The organism is Kitasatospora sp. HUAS MG31, from assembly GCF_040571325.1.
Taxonomy (GTDB): Bacteria; Actinomycetota; Actinomycetes; order Streptomycetales; family Streptomycetaceae; genus Kitasatospora; species Kitasatospora camelliae.
In genome coordinates this window covers 2896840-2915840 of record NZ_CP159872.1, presented here as the reverse complement: position 1 = coordinate 2915840, position 19001 = coordinate 2896840, and the positions used below count along the sequence as shown (strand labels likewise).

Here is a 19001-nt window from a genome sequence, read left to right as displayed (position 1 = left end):
TAACGTGGCGCACCGGTGGAAAACGGGCGATGCTGGTCGCGCTGTGGCGACATGGCGGCTGAGCCCGTGTCACCGTCGGCAGCGACCACGCAGACCGCAGGACGGCAGCCCGGCGACCGACCGCCGCAGCGCCGAGACAGAGGGAGAAAGACCATGGCCACCAAGGCTGAGAAGATCGTCGCCGGTCTCGGCGGAATCGCGAACATCGACGAGGTCGAGGGCTGCATCACCCGCCTCCGCACCGAGGTCCACGACGCCTCCCTGGTCGACGAGGTCGCGCTCAAGGCCGCCGGCGCCCACGGCGTCGTCAAGATGGGCACCGCGATCCAGGTGGTCATCGGCACCGACGCCGACCCGATCGCCGCCGAGATCGAGGACATGATGTGAGCTGAGCCCCCGCTCACACGCTCAGCCGCCGCGGCCCGCCGACCCCACCAGGTCGGCGGGCCGCGGCGTTGCGGCCGATCGCCGCCCGCGGGAGCCGGCTGCGTCGGCCGGAGGCTGGAGGACCGCAGCCGCGTTCCGGCCGATCGGCGGGCCGTCGCGCTCCGGTCGAACGGCTACGCTCGACCGCATGTCACGCATCGACGGCCGCACCCCCGACCAGCTCCGCCCGATCACCATCGAACGCGGCTGGAGCAAGCACGCCGAAGGCTCCGTCCTCGTCTCCTACGGCGACACCAAGGTGCTCTGCACCGCCAGCGTCACCGAGGGCGTCCCCCGCTGGCGCAAGGGCAGCGGCGAGGGCTGGGTCACCGCCGAGTACTCCATGCTCCCCCGCGCCACCAACACCCGCGGCGACCGCGAGTCCGTCCGCGGCAAGATCGGCGGCCGCACCCACGAGATCAGCCGCCTGATCGGCCGCTCCCTGCGGGCCGTCATCGACCACCGCGCCCTCGCCGAGAACACCATCGTCCTGGACTGCGACGTCCTCCAGGCCGACGGCGGCACCCGCACCGCCGCCATCACCGGCGCCTACGTCGCCCTGGTCGACGCCGTCTCCTGGGCCCGCGACAAGAAGCTGCTGCGCGCCAAGGGCCAGCCCATCACCGGCGGCGTCAGCGCCGTCTCCGTCGGCATCATCGACGGCGTCCCGATGCTCGACCTCCGCTACGAGGAGGACGTCCGCGCCGAGACCGACATGAACATCGTCTGCACCTCCGACGGCCGCTTCGTCGAGGTCCAGGGCACCGCCGAGGGCGCCCCCTTCGACCGCGCCCTGCTCGACCGCCTGCTCGACCTCGGCACCCTCGGCTGCGCCGAGCTCGACGAGATCCAGCGCAAGGTCCTGGAAGGCTAGGGCTTGTCCGACCGCCGTCCCCGGCCGGTGCGGTCCTGACCGAGGGTCAGCCCCGCACCGGCCGGGAGCAGGAGACGCTGTACAGGGTGCCGGGGCAGCCCGTACCGTTCGGCTGACAGCCCTCACACCCTCGGGAGGACACCGCCGATGCAGCCGACGCCCAGCATCAACCGCACCACCGCGCTCGCCGCTGCCGCCCTGGCCCTCGTCCTCCCGCTCAGCGCGATCAGCTGCTCCGCCGCCGAACGCGCCCTCGGCTGCGCCAACACCGCCGTCACCATCAGCACCGACATCACCCAGGTCGGCAACGCCTTCAACAACGCGGACAACGACCCGGCGGCCGCCGGGCAGGCGCTGCAGAAGCTGAAGACCGACCTCGACCAGCTGAACCGCAACTCCAGCGACACCGACGTCAGCAAGGCCATCACCGACCTGCAGACCCAGGTCACCAAGGTGCAGCAGGCGGTGGACGCCAAGCAGGTCCCCGACCTCAAGCCGCTCGGTGACGCCGCGAGCAACCTCACCCAGGCCTGCTCGGGCTGAGGCCCCGCCGGGTGGCGAGGGGTGCCGTCCGGCAACCCCTAGGGTGGGCGCATGAGCACCCGACGCCTCGTCCTCGCCACCCGCAACCAGCACAAGGTCACCGAGCTGAGGGCCATCCTCGGCGACGCCGGGCTCGACGTCGACCTGGTCGGCGCCGACGCCTACCCCGACGTGCCGGACGTCCCCGAGACCGGGGTCACCTTCGCCGAGAACGCCCTGCTCAAGGCGCGGGCCCTGGCCGCGGCCACCGGCGTTCCGGCGGTCGCGGACGACTCCGGCCTGTGTGTGGACGTCCTCGGCGGCGCCCCCGGCATCTTCTCCGCCCGCTGGGCCGGCCGGCACGGCGACGACAAGGCCAACCTGGACCTGCTGCTCGCCCAGATCGCCGACATCGCCGAGGAGCACCGCGGCGCCCACTTCGCCTGCGCCGCCGCCCTCGCCCTGCCGGACGGCACCGAGCGCGTGGTCGAGGGCCGCCTCCTCGGCACCCTCCGCACCGCCCCCGCCGGCCAGGGCGGCTTCGGCTACGACCCGATCCTCCAGCCCCTCGGCTCCACCCGCACCTGCGCCGAACTCACCCCGGACGAGAAGAACGCCATCAGCCACCGCGGCCAGGCCTTCCGCGCCCTCGCCCCGATCGTCCGCGACCTGCTCGGCTGACGCGGCGTCGAACGCACCACACGACGACACCCCCTCCGCCTTCGAAACGAAGGTGGAGGGGGTGTCGTTCTCAGTACGCCCGGTGGGACTCGAACCCACGACACTGCGGACCTAAACCGCATCCCTCTAGCCAGCTGGGGTACGGGCGCATGCCACAGCCAGCCTACCGTCTGGTCCTTCCCGGCGGGTAACGGGTCGAGGGCGCCCGGGGGCGTGACGAGTGGTCGGGCGGGCGCGCGGTGGTGCGGGGGAGGTGGGACGCGGCCGTGTGACGAGGGTCACGGGTGGCGGGAGGGTGGTCAATTGGTACAGACCTATTGACCTCTGTGGTTCAGACCACATAGCTTCGGCGGCACCCAGCAGTGCGGCGGCTGCTCTGACGCGCCGTCGGACGCCGGGCTCGCAAACCTCCCCCACAGGCGCGCGTCCCCCAGCGTGCGCACGACACTCTCTCCTGGAGGACCGAGTGTTGAACCGATCCACGACGGTGCGGCGTCCCACCGCGCACCGTCGGAAGACCTCCGGCGCACGCGTCGCCGCGGCCTCCGCGGTCGCCGCCTCGCTGGCCGGCCTGCTGGTCTCCACCCTGGGCGCGGTGCCCTCCCAGGCCGCCGTCGACCACCAGTCCTGCCGTCCCGACGGCATGTACACCACGTCGGGCGTCGACGCCCCCTACTGCGACGTGTACGACACCGCCGGCCGCGAGAAGATGGGCGCCGACCACCAGCGCCGCATCATCGGCTACTTCACCGGCTGGCGTACCGGCAAGGACGGCACCCCCGCCTACCTGGTGAACAACATCCCCTGGGACAAGGTCACCCACCTCAACTACGCGTTCGGGCACGTCGGTGGCGACAACAGGATCTCCGTCGGCACGGACGGCCCGAACAACGCCGCCACCGGCATGGAGTTCCCGGGCGTGGCCGGTGCGGAGATGGACCCGGGCCTGCCGTACAAGGGCCACTTCAACCTGCTGACGAAGTTCAAGAAGCAGTACCCGAACGTCAAGACCCTGATCTCGGTGGGTGGTTGGGCCGAGACCGGCGGCTACTTCGACGACAACGGCACCCGGGTGAACTCGGGCGGCTTCTACACCATGACGGTCAACGCGGACGGTTCGGTCAACCAGACGGGCATCGACACCTTCGCGGACTCGGCCGTCGACTTCGTCAAGAAGTACGGCTTCAACGGCGTCGACATCGACTACGAGTACCCGACCTCGATGAAGGACGCCGGCAACCCGCTGGACGCCACCATCTCCAACGCCAAGCGCGGTTCGCTGGTCAAGGGCTACGCGGCGCTGATGAAGACGCTCCGCGAGAAGCTCGACCGGGCCGGCGCCGCCGACGGCAGGCACTACCTGCTGTCGGTCGCGGCGCCGTCCTCCGGCTACCTGCTGCGCGGCATGGAGACCTTCCAGGTCACCCGGTACCTGGACTACGTCAACATCATGTCGTACGACCTGCATGGCGCCTGGAACAAGTACGTCGGCCCGAACGCCTCGCTCTACGACGACGGCAAGGACGCCGAGCTGGCCGCCGCCAACGTCTACGGCACCTCGCAGTACGGCGGCATCGGCTACCTCAACACCGACTGGGCCTACCACTACTTCCGCGGCGCGATGCCGGCCGGACGGATCAACATCGGGCTGCCGTACTACACCCGCGGGTTCAAGAACGTCACCGGCGGCACCAACGGCCTGTGGGGTACCGCCTCGACGTCGACCTGTCCGGCCGGCTCCGGCCTGACGGCCTGCGGTGACGGCGCGGTCGGCATCGACAACCTCTGGCACGACCTGGACGACAACGGCAAGGAGGCCCCGGCGGGCTCCAACCCGATGTGGCACGCCAAGAACCTGGAGAAGGGCATCGTCCCGGACTACCTCTTTAGGTACGGCCTGACCGACACCGCGCTGCAGGGCAGCTACACCCGCAACTACAGCTCCCAGCTGGTGGCGCCGTGGCTGTGGAACGACGCCAAGAAGGTGTTCCTGTCCACCGAGGACGAGGAGTCGGTGGGCGCCAAGGCCGACTACGTGGTGAACCAGGGCGCCGGCGGCGCGATGATCTGGGAGCTGGCCGGCGACTACCGTTGGGACGCCACCGCGAACGGCGGCAAGGGCGAGTACGTGCAGGGCTCGACGCTGACCTCGCTGATGTACGACAGATTCAAGGCGGCCTCGGCGTACGGCGCGACCCGCTCGACCGTGGCGCTGCCGCAGCAGACCCTGCCGATCGACGTGTCGTTCACCAACTTCGCGCTGGGCGACTCCAACTACCCGATCAACCCGAAGATCCACATCGTCAACAACTCGACGGTGACCCTGCCGGGCGGCACGGAGTTCCAGTTCGACTACGCCAACTCGGCGCCGGGCAACGCCAAGGACCAGTCCGGCTTCGGTCTGACGGTGATCCGGCAGGACCACACGGCGGCGAACAACGTGGGCGGCCTGAAGGGCGTGTACAACCGCGTGTCGGTGAAGCTGCCGAGCTGGCAGTCGCTGGTGCCGGGCGCGTCGATCGACATGGACTTCGTCTACTACCTGCCGGTCTCCACCCCCGCCAACTGGACCGTCAACGTGGGCGGCACGCTGTACGGCCTCACCGGTGACCTGACCCGCGGCAGCTCCGGCGCCACCTCCTCGCCGAGCCCGTCGCAGTCGGCGAGCCCGAGCGCCTCGGCCAGCCCCTCGCAGTCGGCCTCGCCGACCGCTTCCGCCTCGCCGACCGCGTCCGCCAGCAGCTCGCCGACCACCCCGGGCGGCACCTGCACCGCGCCCGCGTGGAACGCCGACACCACCTACGCCACCGCCGGCACCAAGGTGTCGTGGAAGGGCCGCCACTACACCAACAAGTGGTGGACCAAGGGCGAGGACCCCTCGACCACCGGTACGTGGGGTGTCTGGAACGACCTCGGTCCCTGCTGACCCGAGGTGACGGACGGCGGTGGCGGTCGACCCGGTCGGGGGGTCGGCCGCCACCGCTGCGTTCGTCGAAGTCTCAGACTGGGTTCCGTCTCCGTCCACCGAGGTCCTCCCGTACCAGCAGTTCACCGACCTCTGTACGGGTCTGGCGACCGACTTCGCGGCGGCCCTGGCGGCGGTGGGCTCTGATGTGGCCGATCTGGCCCCGTGTCCTGCCTGGCGGTCGGGGGAGTTCTGACGTCCGGTCGGCTGGACGGCGCCCGAGGCAGGACGCGGGCGAGGTGCCCGCAACCCGGCGGCCTCGCGCGGGCGTCCTCGGCTGAGGGAGCGGCGGGCGGCGCGAGGAGGGCACGGATGGCGGGGGAGCAGAGGGCGGCGCGGAGAGCGTTCCGGGACGCCCTGCTGGCCGTCGGGGACCGGCCGGGCGGCGAGCCCCGGTGGCTGACCGCCCGGCTGGTGGAGGCCCTGCCGGCCTTCGCCGGGCGCACACCGGACGTCCTCGCCGCCGCCGAGCACCTGCTGGTCGCGGCGGAGAGGGAACAGGGCGGGACCCGGCTGGTGCTGGGTCTGCGGGACTACCAGGCCGGACTGGCCACCGTGCTGTGGCTCGCCGGGGGCTGCGAGCTCCCGCCGGCGGTCCGGGCGCGCTGGGCGGGGCTCGGCCAGGAGGAGTGGGAGAGCGGGCTGCTGGTCGCCAAGCTGGTGCTCTCCGCGCTGGAGTCCCGGCTGCTCCGGGACGGCGAGCCGGTGCCCGATCCCGGACGGGACCAACTCCGGTCCGCCCTGGCCGCGTTCGGCGAACACCCGGAGCGTGGAGCGGACGCCCTCGCCGCCGAGGTGGTCGCCGGCCTGCTGGCCTTCGGCTCCGAGACCCCCGACAACCTGGCCGCCACCGCACACCTCACCGCCGCCCGCGACGGCCGCGGCGGCCTCCGCCTCACCCTCCACCCCTCCGGCGTCCACCTCGGCGACCTGCTGGCCGCCGCGGTCGGCACCCCCCTCCCGGACGAGGTCCTGGACGACCTCCCCGACCTCGGCCAGGAGGAGTGGGACGCCGTCCTCCACCTCACCGCCCTGATCCTCACCGCCCTGGAGTCCGAACCGAGTTGACGCGATCCGGCACCCCCGGGATCCGCCGGGGCGTGGCTCAGTGCTCCAGGTCGGCGCGCATGGCGGCGAAGTCGCGGGCGGCGGCGTCCGGGGTGGTGGCGGGGAAGAGGGCGACGGCGGCGGTGGAGGCGTCGGCCCAGCCGCACAGGACGTCCGTGGCGGAGGCGGAGGCCGGGAGCGAGAGGCACTCCAGGGAGCCGCCGAGCGGCCCGGGGGCGTACGGGGTGGCGGTGGTCGGGGTGCCGGTGGAGCCGTGCTGCAGGGCGTAGTCGATCAGCCCGCGCCACAGGTGCTCGCGGCGCTTGTTGGGGTCCTCGGGGACGTTGTCCACGGCGACGACCAGGGTGCGGCGCCCGGTGGCCTGGCCGGACTTCGCGTACTCGGCCACCACCAGGTGCATGCCGTCGCGCATCTCGCCCGGGTCCACGGGAACGTCCGAGACCGCGCCCGCGCCGGTGTACCGCTGCAGCGAGCCGGCCCGCTGCGCCTCGACCACGGTGCGCTTGCCGGCCGGCGAGCCGGTGGCCGCGGCCGGGCTCTTGGCGGGGGCCGTGGTGGGCGCGGGGGCGGCGGTCGCGGAGGCGGAGGCGGGGGCGGCGGCGGTCGGTGCGCCGGAGGCCGGGTCGGTGGAACCGTCCTCGGGCTCGCAGGCGGTCAGGGTCAGCACGGTGAGGACGGCGGCGCCGGCGAGGGCCAGGCGGGGGCCGCGGGAGCGCGGGCTCGGCACGGGGACTCCTGGGGTGGGAGGGGCCCGGGCGGCTCGCCCGGCGGCAGCACGCTAGCGGCCGCCGGCACCGGCGGGCGGGCCGTTTCCCGTACCCGGACACCACCGGGACAGGACGGTGACAGGATGGGACGGACCGTGACACGGGCGGGCGGCGGGCGCGACGACGCGGCGGGCCCCCGGAGGTGTCCGGGAGCCCGCCGTGCGGTGCGGGTGCGGCCGGGTCAGCCGGCGGCGATCTTCAGGTCGCGCAGCAGCTTCGCCACGTGGCCGGTGGCCTTGACGTTGTACAGGGCCCGCTCGACCGTGCCCTGCTCGTCGACGATCACCGTGGAGCGGATCACGCCGACGTAGGTGCGGCCGTAGTTCTGCTTCTCGCCGTAGGCGCCGTACGCCTCGAGGACGGCGTGGTCCGGGTCGGAGAGCAGGGTGACCTTGAGGTCCTCGGTCTCGCGGAACTTGCCGAGCTTCTCCGGCTTGTCCGGGGAGATGCCGATGACGTCGTACCCGGCGCCGGCGAAGACCTCCAGGTTGTCGGTGAAGTCGCAGGCCTGGGTGGTGCAGCCCGGGGTGAGGGCGGCCGGGTAGAAGTAGACGATCACCTTGCGGCCGAGGTGGTCGGCGAGGGACACCTGGTTGCCGTCGGCGTCGGAGAGGGTGAAGGCCGGGGCCGTGTCGCCGGCCTGGAGGCGCTCGCTCACGATGTGGATCTCCTCGTGGGTGGACTCGGTGGTCGTACCACCGTCAAACCTACCCCCGTCGGTGGGTGGTGCTGCGCGGGGCACAGGGCGAGCTGACAGACTGGGCCTGATCGCACGGACAGGACTACGGCAGGAAGAGTGGGGTGACCCGAGTGGCAGACGCGAGCGCGAAGGACAAGACGCGGTCCACGGCGCAGATCGAGGCGGACATCGCCAAGACCCGCGACCGGCTCGCGACGACCCTGGACGAGCTCGCCATGCGCGTTCACCCGGCGACGGTGGCGGCGCAGACCAAGGCGCGGATGCTCGCCACGGTCGAGGAGAGGGCCGGGCGCGCGTACGTCGCGGCGAGCGGTGTCGTGGACCAGGTGACGGCGCAGTTCACCGACGACAAGGGCCGGCCGCGGCCTGAGCGGATCGTGCCGGCCGCCCTGGTGGGCGTGGGCGTGCTGCTGCTGGTGGCCTCGGCCCGCAAGCGCCGCAAGGGCTGACCGGGGCGCGCGCGTCGCGCCCGGGGGTGTCGGGAGCGTACGGAGGGGCCGGCGGCGTCCGGCCCCTCCGCCGTGTCCGCAGCCGGACGGGTGGCCGGGCGGTCGGACGGGTGCCCACAGCGTGGACACCCGGTTCACCGGCCGGGCCGATCGCACGTCCGGACCGGGGGCCCGGTACGGTCGGGGACGTGAGCAAGAACGACGAGCAGACCGCGCAGCGCGAGGAGACCCGGCACGACCGGCTGGGGGAGAAGCTGCCGATCCGGATGCTGCACGACCGGGTGCTGGTGAAGACCGAGTCCAGCGAGGGCGAGCGCCGGTCCACCGGCGGCATCCTGATCCCCGCGACGGCCGAGCTGTCCCGGCGGTGCGCCTGGGCCGAGGCGGTGGCCGTGGGGCAGAGCGTGCGGTCGGTGGAGCCGGGCGACCGCGTGCTGTACGACCCGGAGGACAAGCTGGAGGTCGAGGTGCGGGGCGCGACGTACGTGCTGTTGCGGGAGCGCGACCTGCACGCGGTGGCGGCGGGCCGCTTCGGCGACACGGAGGGCTCGACGGGGCTGTACCTCTAGGGCGTGCCATAGGACACGCCCTGGGCCTGGCGGCCGGCTCCGGGCACCCGGGTTCCTCAGGGGCGGCCCGCCCGGAGGAGAACCCGCCCTACGGGCTCGGCTCCGGGTCCGGGGGGCTCGGGGCCAGGGCGGCGGGGGAGGGCGCCGCGGCGGCCGGGGCGGGGCTCGGCGGGGCGGTGGCCGCGCCGGTCGGGGTGTTCGCGGCGGCGGAGGACGAGTGGGTCGGGGCCGGGGCCGGGGCCGTCGGCGCCGTGGTCGCGGGGGCGGGGGAGACCGGGGTGCTCGGGGCCGCCGAGGAGGGGGCCGCGATGGGCGGCTCGGGCGGCTGGCTGTTGCCGCGGGCGGGTTCCAGCTCGAACCGGCGGACGGGGGTGCCGCGCAGCGCCCCGGCCATGTAGGCGGTCCAGATCCGGGTGGGGAAGGCGCCGCCGTTGATCCGGGTGTACCCGGCGGTCCCGGCCAGTGAGAGCTTGGCGTGGGTCCGCGGGTGTTCGCGGAACATGCCGACGGCGGCGGCGAGTTCGGGGGTGTACCCGGCGAACCAGGCGGACAGGTTGCTGTCGGTGGTGCCGGTCTTTCCGGCGGCGGGGCGGCCCAGCGAGCCGGCCGCGGCACCGGTGCCGCGCGGGCCGACCACGTCGCGCAGCACGTCGGTGACGGCGTCGGCGGTGCCGCGGTCCACCGCGGTGGCGGCGGGGTGCGACGGCAGTGTGGGGACGGACTTGGCGCCGGGCTTCTCCAGCTTGAGGACGGCCCAGGGCCCGATCGCCCGGCCGTGGTTGGCCAGGGCGGCGTAGACGGCGGCGAGGTCGACGGCGCTGGGGGTGGCGGTGCCGAGGGTCATCGAGGTGTGGGCCGGGTCCAGGCCCTGGACGGTGCGGGGGATGCCCAGCCGGACGGCGGTGTCCCGGACGGTGCTGAGGCCGGCGTCCACGCCGAGTTGGGCGTAGACCGAGTTGACGGACTTCACCATGGCCTGGCGGAGGCTGATCGTGCCGTAGTCGGCGTCGTCCTCGTTCGGCGGGGCGTACCGGCCGGGGCCGCCCTCCACGGGCCGGCCGCTGGTGCCGTCGTACGGGGTCTGGGTGGTGATGCGGCGGCCGTCCTGGGTGGTGCGTCCGGTGGCGAGCGCGGCGGCCAGGTCGACGGGCTTGAAGGTGGAGCCGATCTGGTTGTCCTGGCGGAGGGCGTCGTTGAACGGCTGGCGGGCGTAGTCCGGGCCGCCGTACGCGGCGACGATCCGGCCGGTGGCGGGTTCGACGGAGGCGCCGGCGACCCGGACGTCGGTGTCGGTCGCCGGCCGGGCGGCGGGGTCGAGCCGGTCGGTGAGCTCCTGCTGGACGGCGCGGGTGAAGGCGTCCTGGCGGGCCCGGTCGAAGGTGGTGGTGATCTTCCAGCCGCCGGCCTTGAGGGTGGCGTCGTCCAGGACACCGGTGCGGGCGAGGTAGTCGTCGGCGATGTCGACCAGGTACCCGGCCTGGCCGCTGAGGCCCTTGGCGGGCTGCGGGTCGAGAGGCTCGGGGAAGGTGAGGCCGTCCCGGGTGGGCTGGTCGAGGAAGCCGAGGGTGACCATGCCGTCCAGGACGTAGTTCCAGCGGGCGACGGCCTTGTCGCGGTTGGCCGGGGTGGTGTTGCGGACGTCGAAGGCGCTGGGGGCCTGCAGCAGGGCGGCGAGGTAGGCGCTCTGCGCGGTGTCCAGCCGGGCGGCGTCGACGCCGTAGTAGGCGCGGGCGGCGGTCTGCACGCCGTACGCGTTGCGGCCGAAGTAGCTGGTGTTGAGGTAGCCGGTGAGGATGTCGTCCTTGGAGCGCTGCTGGTCCACCTTGAGGGCGATGAACAGCTCGCGGCCCTTGCGGGCGAAGGTCTGGTCCTGCGTCAGGTAGTGGTTCTTGACGTACTGCTGGGTGATCGTGGAGCCGCCCTGGACGCCGCGGCCGGTGGCGCTGTTCCAGGCGGCGCGGAGCATGCCGCGCAGGTCCACCCCGCGGTTGCGGTAGAAGGTGCGGTCCTCGGCGGAGACCACGGCGTGCCGGAGGGCGGGCGGAATCCGCTCCATCGTGATGTCCTCGCGGTTGACGGTGCCGGTCCGGGCGAGTTCGGTGACGCCGTCCGCGTAGTAGTAGACGTTGCTCTGGGCGACCGCGTGGGCGTTGGCGTCGGGTACCGGGACGGCCAGGTACAGCGCGACGAAGGCGGCCAGGCCCAGCAGCAGGGCGGCGAGCAGGGCGCCGACGGCCATCCGCCAGGTCGGGATGGCCCGGCGCCAGCGGGGGAGGGCGCGGCGGCGGGCCCGTCGGGCGGCGGCGCCGTTCTGCTGACTCATGCGCCGATTATGGTCCTTTGACGGATATTCAGTCGGTTTTCCGGCGATGGCGGGGCGCGGGTCGGGCGGCCGGTAAACCGGCTGCGGCGGCCGTCCGCCGGCGCTACGGTGAAGGGTGACAACCGCATAGTGCCGCAGTGACGCGTTCCAGCTCCGCCCGCAGCCCCGCACCCCCGGGGGTCCGCCGGTCGGGGCCGGTCGGGTCTGCCCGCACGCGCCCGCGCGCTGCCCGGGCATGGTCGGCCCACCTGCCCCGGCACGCTCCGCGATAAGTCGACAAGGAGACAATATGGCCACATCCGTCCAGCTCAGAGCGGTGGAGGGAGGTGCCCTCGGCCTCTACCTCGCGGTCGCTCGCGGCGCCTTCCGCCGCTACTCCACGTACCGCGCCGCCACCCTCGCCGGCGCCTTCACCAACACCGTCTTCGGCTGCATCCTCGCCTCCACCTTCCTCGCTCTCTGGCGGGCCAGGCCCGGCCTCGGCGGGTACGACACCACCCAGGCCGTCACCTACATCTGGGTCAGCCAGGCCCTGCTGGTCACCGTCGCGGTCTGGGGCGGCGGCTTCCAGGACGACGTCCAGGAGCGGTTCCGCAGCGGCGACATCGCCATCGACCTCTACCGGCCGGTGGACTTCCAGGGCTGGTGGCTGGCCTCCGACCTCGGCCGGGCCGCCTTCCACCTGCTCGCCCGCGGCGTCCCGCCCACCCTGGTCGGCGCGCTGCTCTTCCACACCCGACTGCCCGCCTCCCCGGCGGTCTGGGCGGTGTTCCTGCTCTCCGTCCTGCTCGCCGTGGTGGTCAGCTTCGGGCTGCGCTTCCTGGTCTCGCTCACCGGCTTCTGGCTGCACGACTCCGAGGGGGTACGGGCGGTGATGCTGGTCGTCGCGATGTTCTTCTCCGGCATGCTGCTGCCGATCTCGCTCTTCCCCGGGGCGCTCGGCACGGCCGCCCACGTCCTGCCCTGGTCCGCGCTGGTCCAGATCCCCACCGACGTCCTGCTGGAACGCCGCACCGGCGGCGCGCTGCTCACCGGCCTCGCCTTCCAACTCGCCTGGGCCGCGGCCCTGCTGGCCGCCGGCCGGGCCCTCCAGCTGCTCGCCACCCGCAAGGTGGTGGTGCAGGGTGGCTGACCTCCGCGACCTCAGGGCCCCCGCCGACCCGCCCGGCCCCCGCCTCCCCCTCGACCTGGGCGACCGCGAGCCCGTGCTCGTCCGGACCCGCCGGGCGCTGTGGACCTGGTGGCTGATCGCCGGCATGTGGACCCGCTCGGTGATGGCCTACCGCGCCTCCTTCGCGCTGATGCTCGGCGCCGGCATCGCCGTCACCTCACTGGACTTCGTCGTCCTGGTCCTGATGTTCCGCCACACCGACCGCCTCGGCGGCTGGTCCCTGCCCGAACTCGCCTTCCTGTACGGCACCTCGGGCTTCGCCCTCGGCGTCGCCAACCTGCTGGTCGGCAGCGTGGACGCGCTGGGCGAGCGGATCCGCACCGGCACCCTGGACACCATGCTGATCCGGCCCGCCCCGGCGCTGGCCCAGCTCTGCGCCGAGCGCTTCAACCTGCGCCGGCTCGGCCGGCCGCTCCAGGCCACCGCCGTCCTGGTCTGGTCGCTCACCGCCCTGCCGGTGCACTGGACGGCCGACCGGATCCTGCTCGTCCCGACCCTGCTGCTGTGCGGCACCGTCATCTTCGGCGCGGTCTACATCGGCGGCGCCACCCTGCAGTTCTGGTGGGGCGAGGCCAAGGAACTGCAGAACTCCCTCACCTACGGCGGCGCCACCCTGCTGCACTACCCGCCGACCATCTTCGCCAGGGAACTCGTCGCCGGGGTGGTCTTCGGCATCCCGCTGGCCTTCGTCAACTGGCTGCCCGCCCTGCGCATCCTCGACCGGCCCGACCCGCTCGGGCTGCCCACCGCCTTCCAGTACGCCTCGCCCGCCGCCGCGCTGCTCTGCGCCCTGGCCGCCGCCCTCGCCTGGCGGGCCGGCCTGCGCGCCTACCGCAGCACCGGCAACTGAACCCGGGCCCACCGGCCCCGACCCCGAGGGAGACCCACCGTGCCGCTGATCGACCTGCACGACGTCCGCCGCAGCTTCACCGTCCGCGCCAAGACCGGCCGGCTGAGGCGCGAGAAGCGCGAGATCCGCGCCGTCGACGGCCTCACCTTCAGCGTGGAGGCCGGCGAGTGCGTCGGCTACATCGGCCCGAACGGCGCCGGCAAGTCCACCACCGTCAAGATGCTCACCGGCATCCTCGTCCCCTCCTCCGGCCGGCTCAAGGTGGCCGGCGTCGACCCGGCCCGCGACCGCACCCGGCTCGCCCAGCGGATCGGCGTGGTCTTCGGCCAGCGCACCACCCTCTGGTGGGACCTGCCGCTGCGCGACTCCTACGAACTCGCCCGCCGGATCTACCGCATCCCCGCCGCCCGCTACCGGGCCAACCTCGACCGCTGCGTCGAACTCCTCGACCTCGGCGCCCTGCTGGACACCCCGGTCCGCCAGCTCTCGCTCGGCCAGCGGATGCGCGGCGACCTCGCCGCCGCCCTCCTCCACGACCCGCAGGTGCTCTACCTGGACGAGCCCACCATCGGCCTGGACGTGGTCAGCAAGGCCCGGGTCCGGGAGTTCCTCCGCGAGGTCAACACCCGCCAGGGCACCACCATCCTGCTCACCACCCACGACCTGGTCGACATCGAGCAGCTCTGCCGCCGGGTGATGGTGATCGACCACGGCCGGGTGGTCCACGACGGCGACCTGGACGGGCTGCACGCCGCCGGCGAGAGCGAGCGGACCCTGGTGGTCGACCTCGCCGAGGCCCGGCCCGCCATCGAGGTCCCCGGCGCCCGCGTGGTCCGGGTCGACGGCCCTCGCCAGTGGCTCGCCTTCCCCGCCCAGGACAGCGCCGCCCCGATCGTGGCCGCCGTCGCCGCCCGCTACCCGCTGGCCGACCTCTCGGTCCGCGAACCCGCCATCGAGGACGTCATCGCCCGGATGTACGCCAAGGTTCCGATCGGCTGACCCGGTCCCGGGGCGTCGCCCGGACGGGCCAACGGAGTAACCGGCGGTGGTCGTACGGAGTTGACCTCCCGTGAACCTCCCGCCGCCCGACGTCACCGTCGTGCCCACCGTCCACGACGCCCCGGCCGGCCCGGCCGACCCTTCGGCCGCATGCCTGGCCGCACTCGCCGGCCAGCGCACCGGCCGGGGCCGGACGGAGGTCGTCGCGGTCACCGACGGGCGGTCCGAGCGGGCCGCCGCGGCCAACACCGCCACCGGCCTCGCCCGCGGCCGCTACCTGCTCTACCTCGGCACCGACCGCCTGCCCGGCTCCGACGCCCTGGGGCCCGAGCGGGACGCGCTGCGCGCCCGGCACTTCGGCTGGGAGGTCCCCGGGCTGCTCCAGGTGGGCTTCCTCGCCCACCGGCCGGCCCCGGCGCACCGGATCTGCCGCGAGATCGGCGACCTGGTCGACCGGCACTGCCCGCCCGCGGTCTTCGCCGCCCTGCCCGTCCCCGACCGGCTCCGCCTCGCCCTCGCCCGCCGCGGCGAACTCGACGCCCTGCGCGCCCTGATCGCGTACGAGGCCGTGCACGGCCCGCCGCCCGCCGTCCGCCGCGGCGACCGCGCCTACGCCGTCTACCCCGCCTACCGGGACCGCCGGCTCGCCCTGCCGGACGCCCTCTTCCAGCTCCCCGGCCAGAGCGCACCCCCGGCCCCCTGGCGCCGCCTGGTGCCCCGGCCGGCCCGCCCCGGCGGGCACCGCGCCCGGGCCCGGCACACCCCGGTCCGCACCGCGGGGAGCCCGGCGTGAGGGACATCTGCGTGGTCGGCCTCGGCCGGATCGGCCTGCCGCTGGCCGTCCAGTTCGCCGCCAAGGGCCACCTGGTCACCGGCACCGACACCGACCCCGAGACGGTCGCCGGAGCCGCCGCCGGACGGGGCCCGCACGCCGCCGATGCCGAACTGGACGAGCTGCTCGCCGAGGCCGTCGCCGACGGCCGGCTGCGCGCCAGCACCGACACCACCGCGGCCGCCGCCGGCGCCGACGCGGTGGTCCTCGCCCTCCCGCTGGACATCGGCCCGGACGGCGAACCGGACTTCCAGGCCCTGGACGCCGCCACCGACGCCGTCGCCGCCGGCCTGCGGCCCGGCGCCCTGGTCAGCTACGAGAGCACCCTGCCGGTGGGCACCCTCCGCGGCCGGTTCGCCCGCCGCCTGGAGGCCGGCTCCGGCCTGGTCGCCGGCCGCGACTTCTGGCTGGTCGCCAGCCCCGAGCGGACCAGGACCGGCCGCGCCCTCGCCGACCTGCGGCACCACCCCAAACTGGTCGGCGGCATCGACCCGGACTCCACCCGGCAGGGCGCCGAGTTCTACCGCGCCGTCCTCGACTTCGACAGCCGCCCCGACCTGCCCCGGATCAACGGCGTCTGGGAACTCGACGGCGCCGAGACCGCCGAGCTCGCCGGCCTCGCCGAGAGCGCCTACCGGGACGTCAACATCGCCCTGGTCAACCAGCTCGCCCGGTTCGCCGACCGGGTCGGCGTCGACCTCGACCAGGTCATCGAGGCCTGCAACTCCCGTCCGCACACCCGCCTCCACCGGCCCGGCATCGCCGTCGGCGGCCACCGCGTCCCCGTCCACCCGCGGCTCTACCTGTGGAACGACCCGCACGCCACCGTGGTCCGGGCCGCCCGGGAGGCCAACGAGGCCCTGCCCGGCTACGCCGTCGGCCTGCTGGAGGGCGCGCTCGGCCCGCTGACCGGCGTCGGCGTCCGGATCCTCGGCGCCTCCTACCGCGGCGGCGTCCGGGAGACCGGGAACTCCGGGGTGTTCCCGCTGGTCACCGCCCTGCGCGCGGCCGGCGCCGAGGTGTCCGTCTCGGACCCCCGGTACACGCCCGGGGAACTGGCCGCCCTCGGCCTGCCCCCGGACGAGGGCAAGCCCGCCGCGGCCCTGGTCGTCCAGGCCGACCACCCCGAGTACCGCGACCTCGGCGCCGCCGACCACCCCGACGTCCGGGTGCTGCTCGACGGCCGCCGGATCACCGACCCCGCCCGCTGGGAGGGCGTCCGCCGCATCGTCCTCGGCGGCGGGGCGTAGGGCCGGTCCGAGGCAGCGGGGCGTAGGGCCGGTCCGAGGCGGCGGGGCGTAGGGCCGGCCCGAGGAGGCCGCCGCGGATTCCGCGCCCTTGATCCGTCCGGGGACGGGATATGCGAGCCTGTCGGAGTGAGCGTGGACGAGACGGCGCCGGGGGTCAGCTTCACCGCGGCGGACGAGCTGAAGCGGCGCGGAGTCCGCCGGATGAAGACCCTCGCGACCGGCCTGCTGGCCTTCGCGACCCTGGTGTTCGCCCTGGCCACCTGGGCGGACTCGGCCGGGGCGGGTGCCTGGGCCGGGTACGTCGCGGCCGCCGCCGAGGCCGGCATGGTCGGTGCGCTGGCCGACTGGTTCGCCGTCACCGCCCTGTTCCGGCGCCCGTTCGGACTGCCGATCCCGCACACCGCGATCATCCCCACCAAGAAGGACGCCTTCGGCTCCACCCTCGGCGACTTCGTCGGCGACAACTTCCTCTCCGGTCCGGTGGTCCGCGCCCGGCTCGCCAAGATCGGCATCGCCCGCCGGTTCGGCGAGTGGCTGGCCGCCCCCGGCAACGCCGAGCGGGTCACCCGGGAGGCCGCCGCGGCGCTCCGCGGCGTGCTGGCCGTGCTGCGCGACGAGGACGTCCAGGCGGTGATCGGCGAGGCGGTCAACCGCCGGGTGGCCGCCACCTCGGTGGCCGAACCGGCCGGCCGGCTGCTCGGCAAGGTGGTCGCCGAGGGCGGCCACCACGGCGTGGTCGACCTGATCGCCGTCCGCGTCCACGCCTGGCTCGCCGAGCACCACGGCGAGGTGGTCGACAAGGTCACCGCCAAAACCCCCGGCTGGACCCCGCGCTTCCTCGACCAGCAGGTCGGCGAGAAGGTCTACCGGGAGCTGATGCGGGTCGTCACCGACATCCGCGACGACCCCGACCACCCCGCCCGCGGCGCCGTCGACGACTTCCTCGCCGACTTCGCCGCCGAGCTCCAGTACGACCCCGAGACCATCGCCAAGGTCGAGCACGCCAAGGCCGACCTGCTCGCCCGGCCCGAGGTGCAGGAGCTGATCGCCTCCTCCTGGGCGGCCGTCCGCACCCTGGTGCTCACCGCCGCCGAGGACGAGGACAGCGAGCTGCGCCGCCGGATCCGCACCGGGCTGCGCTCGCTCGGCCGCCGGCTGGCCACCGACCCGCGGCTGCAGGCCAAGGCCGACGGCTGGCTGCAGGACGCCGCGCAGTACGTGGTGGAGACGTACCGGGCCGAGATCACCGCGCTGATCTCGGACACCGTGGCGGGCTGGGACGCCGACGACGCCTCCCGCAAGATCGAGGCCAACGTCGGCCGCGACCTCCAGTTCATCCGGATCAACGGCACCGTGGTCGGCGCGCTGGCCGGCCTGCTGATCCACACCGTGGCCGTCGCCGTGGGCGGCTGAACGGCCGCCGGACCGGCGCCGGGCCGGGGCTACCATGCAGGGTCTACGCGAGTAACCAAGGAGTGGAACCGTGGCTGAAGGCAGGACGGGAATCGAGGCGTTCATCGCCGGCATGCCCAAGGCGGAACTGCACGTCCACCACGTCGGGTCGGCATCCCCCCGGGTGGTCGCCGAGCTCGCCGCCCGGCACGAGGCCGACACCCGGGTGCCCGCCGACCCGGAGGCGCTCGCCGAGTACTTCACGTTCACCGACTTCGCCCACTTCATCGAGGTCTACCTGAGCGTCGTGGACCTGATCCGCGACGCCGAGGACGTCCGGGCGCTCACCTACGGCGTGGCCGAGGACATGGCCCGGCAGAACATCCGGTACGCCGAGCTCACCATCACCCCGTACTCCTCGGTCAGCCGCGGCATCCCCGACGTCGCCTTCGTGGAGGCCATCGAGGACGCCCGGAAGTCCGCCGAGAAGGACCTGGGCGTCCAGCTGCGCTGGTGCTTCGACATCCCCGGCGAGGCCGGGCTGGCCGCCGCCGAGGAGACCGCCCGGCTCGCCGTCGACCTCGCCCCCGAGGGCCTGGTCAGCTTCGGCCTCGGCGGGCCCGAGATCGGCGTCCCGCGCCCGCAGTTCAAGCCGTACTTCGACCGGGCCCGCGCGGTCGGCCTGCGCAGCGTCCCGCACGCCGGCGAGACCACCGGCCCGGAGACCGTCTGGGACGCCCTGCGGGTGCTCGGCGCCGAGCGGATCGGCCACGGCACCCAGGCGGTCCGGGACCAGGCCCTGGTCGACCACCTCGGCGAGCACCGCATCCCGCTGGAGGTCTGCCCGACCTCCAACATCGCCACCCGGGCGGTGGAGCGGATCGAGGACCACCCGATCAAGCAGATGGTCGACGCCGGCCTGCTGGTCACCGTCAACAGCGACGACCCGCCGATGTTCGGCACCGACCTCAACACCGAGTACGCCGTCGCCGCCCGCCTGCTCGGCCTCGACGAGGCCGGGGTGGCCGCCCTGGCGAAGAACGCCGTCGAGGCCTCCTTCCTGGACACCGCCGGGAAGAACCGCCTGGGCGCCGAGATCGACGCCTACCTGGCCGCCTGGCCCAAGGGCTGACGGCCCCTCGGGGCACCCCGGCCGACGGCGG

At 74.0% G+C, this 19001-nt stretch carries 18 protein-coding genes and 1 tRNA gene; 15 read left to right on the top strand and 4 right to left on the bottom strand.

The window, feature by feature from the left end; all coding sequences use genetic code 11:
* Positions 1-153: 153 nt before the first annotated feature.
* From ABWK59_RS13035 to rdgB, 4 genes are all read left to right on the top strand, one after another.
* Entirely contained in the window at positions 154-387 is a 234-nt protein-coding gene (locus tag ABWK59_RS13035; protein ID WP_354640680.1) for a PTS glucose/sucrose transporter subunit IIB, read from the top strand.
* A 187-nt stretch (positions 388-574) separates the two neighbouring features.
* Positions 575-1300 (top strand): ribonuclease PH, encoded by a 726-nt coding sequence (rph, locus tag ABWK59_RS13030; RefSeq protein ID WP_354640679.1) that lies wholly within the window; start codon positions 575-577, stop codon positions 1298-1300.
* A gap of 147 nt (positions 1301-1447) precedes the next feature.
* On the top strand, positions 1448-1843 hold the full coding sequence (locus ABWK59_RS13025; protein ID WP_354640678.1) for a hypothetical protein: 396 nt from the start codon (positions 1448-1450) through the stop codon (positions 1841-1843).
* Between the two features lie 51 nt (positions 1844-1894).
* On the top strand, positions 1895-2503 hold the full coding sequence (gene rdgB, locus ABWK59_RS13020; RefSeq protein ID WP_354640676.1) for an RdgB/HAM1 family non-canonical purine NTP pyrophosphatase: 609 nt from the start codon (positions 1895-1897) through the stop codon (positions 2501-2503).
* A 74-nt stretch (positions 2504-2577) separates the two neighbouring features.
* On the opposite strand, the gene ABWK59_RS13015 is transcribed toward rdgB, so the two are convergent.
* Positions 2578-2652: transfer RNA gene (locus ABWK59_RS13015), tRNA-Leu, on the bottom strand.
* 413 nt (positions 2653-3065) lie between these two features.
* Between ABWK59_RS13015 and ABWK59_RS13010 the strand changes: the two genes are divergently transcribed.
* Positions 3066-5429, top strand: a complete 2364-nt coding sequence (locus ABWK59_RS13010) for a chitinase C-terminal domain-containing protein (RefSeq protein ID WP_354644935.1) — start codon at positions 3066-3068, stop codon at positions 5427-5429.
* 351 nt (positions 5430-5780) lie between these two features.
* Entirely contained in the window at positions 5781-6536 is a 756-nt protein-coding gene (locus ABWK59_RS13005; RefSeq protein WP_354640674.1) for a hypothetical protein, read from the top strand.
* A gap of 37 nt (positions 6537-6573) precedes the next feature.
* Here ABWK59_RS13005 and ABWK59_RS13000 read toward each other — a convergent pair whose 3' ends face one another.
* Both ABWK59_RS13000 and bcp read right to left on the bottom strand, forming a co-directional pair.
* On the bottom strand, positions 6574-7263 hold the full coding sequence (locus tag ABWK59_RS13000; RefSeq protein ID WP_354640672.1) for a hypothetical protein: 690 nt from the start codon (positions 7261-7263) through the stop codon (positions 6574-6576).
* A gap of 221 nt (positions 7264-7484) precedes the next feature.
* Positions 7485-7961, bottom strand: a complete 477-nt coding sequence (bcp, locus tag ABWK59_RS12995; RefSeq protein WP_354640670.1) for a thioredoxin-dependent thiol peroxidase — start codon at positions 7959-7961, stop codon at positions 7485-7487.
* 143 nt (positions 7962-8104) lie between these two features.
* Here bcp and ABWK59_RS12990 point away from each other — a divergent pair, with 143 nt between their 5' ends.
* Together ABWK59_RS12990 and ABWK59_RS12985 are read left to right on the top strand one after the other, a co-directional pair.
* On the top strand, positions 8105-8452 hold the full coding sequence (locus tag ABWK59_RS12990) for a DUF3618 domain-containing protein (RefSeq protein WP_354640669.1): 348 nt from the start codon (positions 8105-8107) through the stop codon (positions 8450-8452).
* A gap of 266 nt (positions 8453-8718) precedes the next feature.
* On the top strand, positions 8719-9021 hold the full coding sequence (locus ABWK59_RS12985) for a GroES family chaperonin (RefSeq protein ID WP_354644934.1): 303 nt from the start codon (positions 8719-8721) through the stop codon (positions 9019-9021).
* Positions 9022-9109: 88 nt separating this feature from the next.
* On the opposite strand, the gene ABWK59_RS12980 is transcribed toward ABWK59_RS12985, so the two are convergent.
* Positions 9110-11344, bottom strand: a complete 2235-nt coding sequence (locus ABWK59_RS12980) for a transglycosylase domain-containing protein (protein ID WP_354640667.1) — start codon at positions 11342-11344, stop codon at positions 9110-9112.
* 289 nt (positions 11345-11633) lie between these two features.
* Here ABWK59_RS12980 and ABWK59_RS12975 point away from each other — a divergent pair, with 289 nt between their 5' ends.
* The 7 genes from ABWK59_RS12975 (at position 11634) to ABWK59_RS12945 (ending at position 18970) form a co-directional block, all read left to right on the top strand.
* Complete coding sequence (locus ABWK59_RS12975; RefSeq protein WP_354640666.1) at positions 11634-12476, top strand: ABC transporter permease; 843 nt, start codon at positions 11634-11636, stop codon at positions 12474-12476.
* The gene (locus ABWK59_RS12970) at positions 12469-13365 is read left to right on the top strand and encodes an ABC transporter permease (RefSeq protein ID WP_354640665.1); all 897 of its coding nucleotides are present in this window, start codon (positions 12469-12471) and stop codon (positions 13363-13365) included. The genes ABWK59_RS12975 and ABWK59_RS12970 overlap by 8 nt, the downstream gene beginning before the upstream one ends.
* A 39-nt stretch (positions 13366-13404) precedes the next feature.
* A complete protein-coding gene (locus ABWK59_RS12965) occupies positions 13405-14364 on the top strand; it encodes an ABC transporter ATP-binding protein (protein ID WP_354640664.1) in 960 nt (319 codons plus the stop codon).
* Positions 14365-14434: 70 nt separating this feature from the next.
* Positions 14435-15157 carry a hypothetical protein gene (locus ABWK59_RS12960; RefSeq protein WP_354640662.1) on the top strand — a complete coding sequence of 241 codons (723 nt, stop codon included), beginning with the start codon at positions 14435-14437 and terminating at the stop codon, positions 15155-15157.
* Positions 15154-16446 carry a nucleotide sugar dehydrogenase gene (locus ABWK59_RS12955; RefSeq protein ID WP_354640660.1) on the top strand — a complete coding sequence of 431 codons (1293 nt, stop codon included), beginning with the start codon at positions 15154-15156 and terminating at the stop codon, positions 16444-16446. The genes ABWK59_RS12960 and ABWK59_RS12955 overlap by 4 nt, the downstream gene beginning before the upstream one ends.
* A gap of 132 nt (positions 16447-16578) precedes the next feature.
* Entirely contained in the window at positions 16579-17859 is a 1281-nt protein-coding gene (locus ABWK59_RS12950; RefSeq protein WP_354644933.1) for a DUF445 domain-containing protein, read from the top strand.
* 70 nt (positions 17860-17929) lie between these two features.
* Positions 17930-18970, top strand: a complete 1041-nt coding sequence (locus ABWK59_RS12945) for an adenosine deaminase (protein ID WP_354640658.1) — start codon at positions 17930-17932, stop codon at positions 18968-18970.
* The last annotated feature ends 31 nt before the right edge of the window (positions 18971-19001 follow it).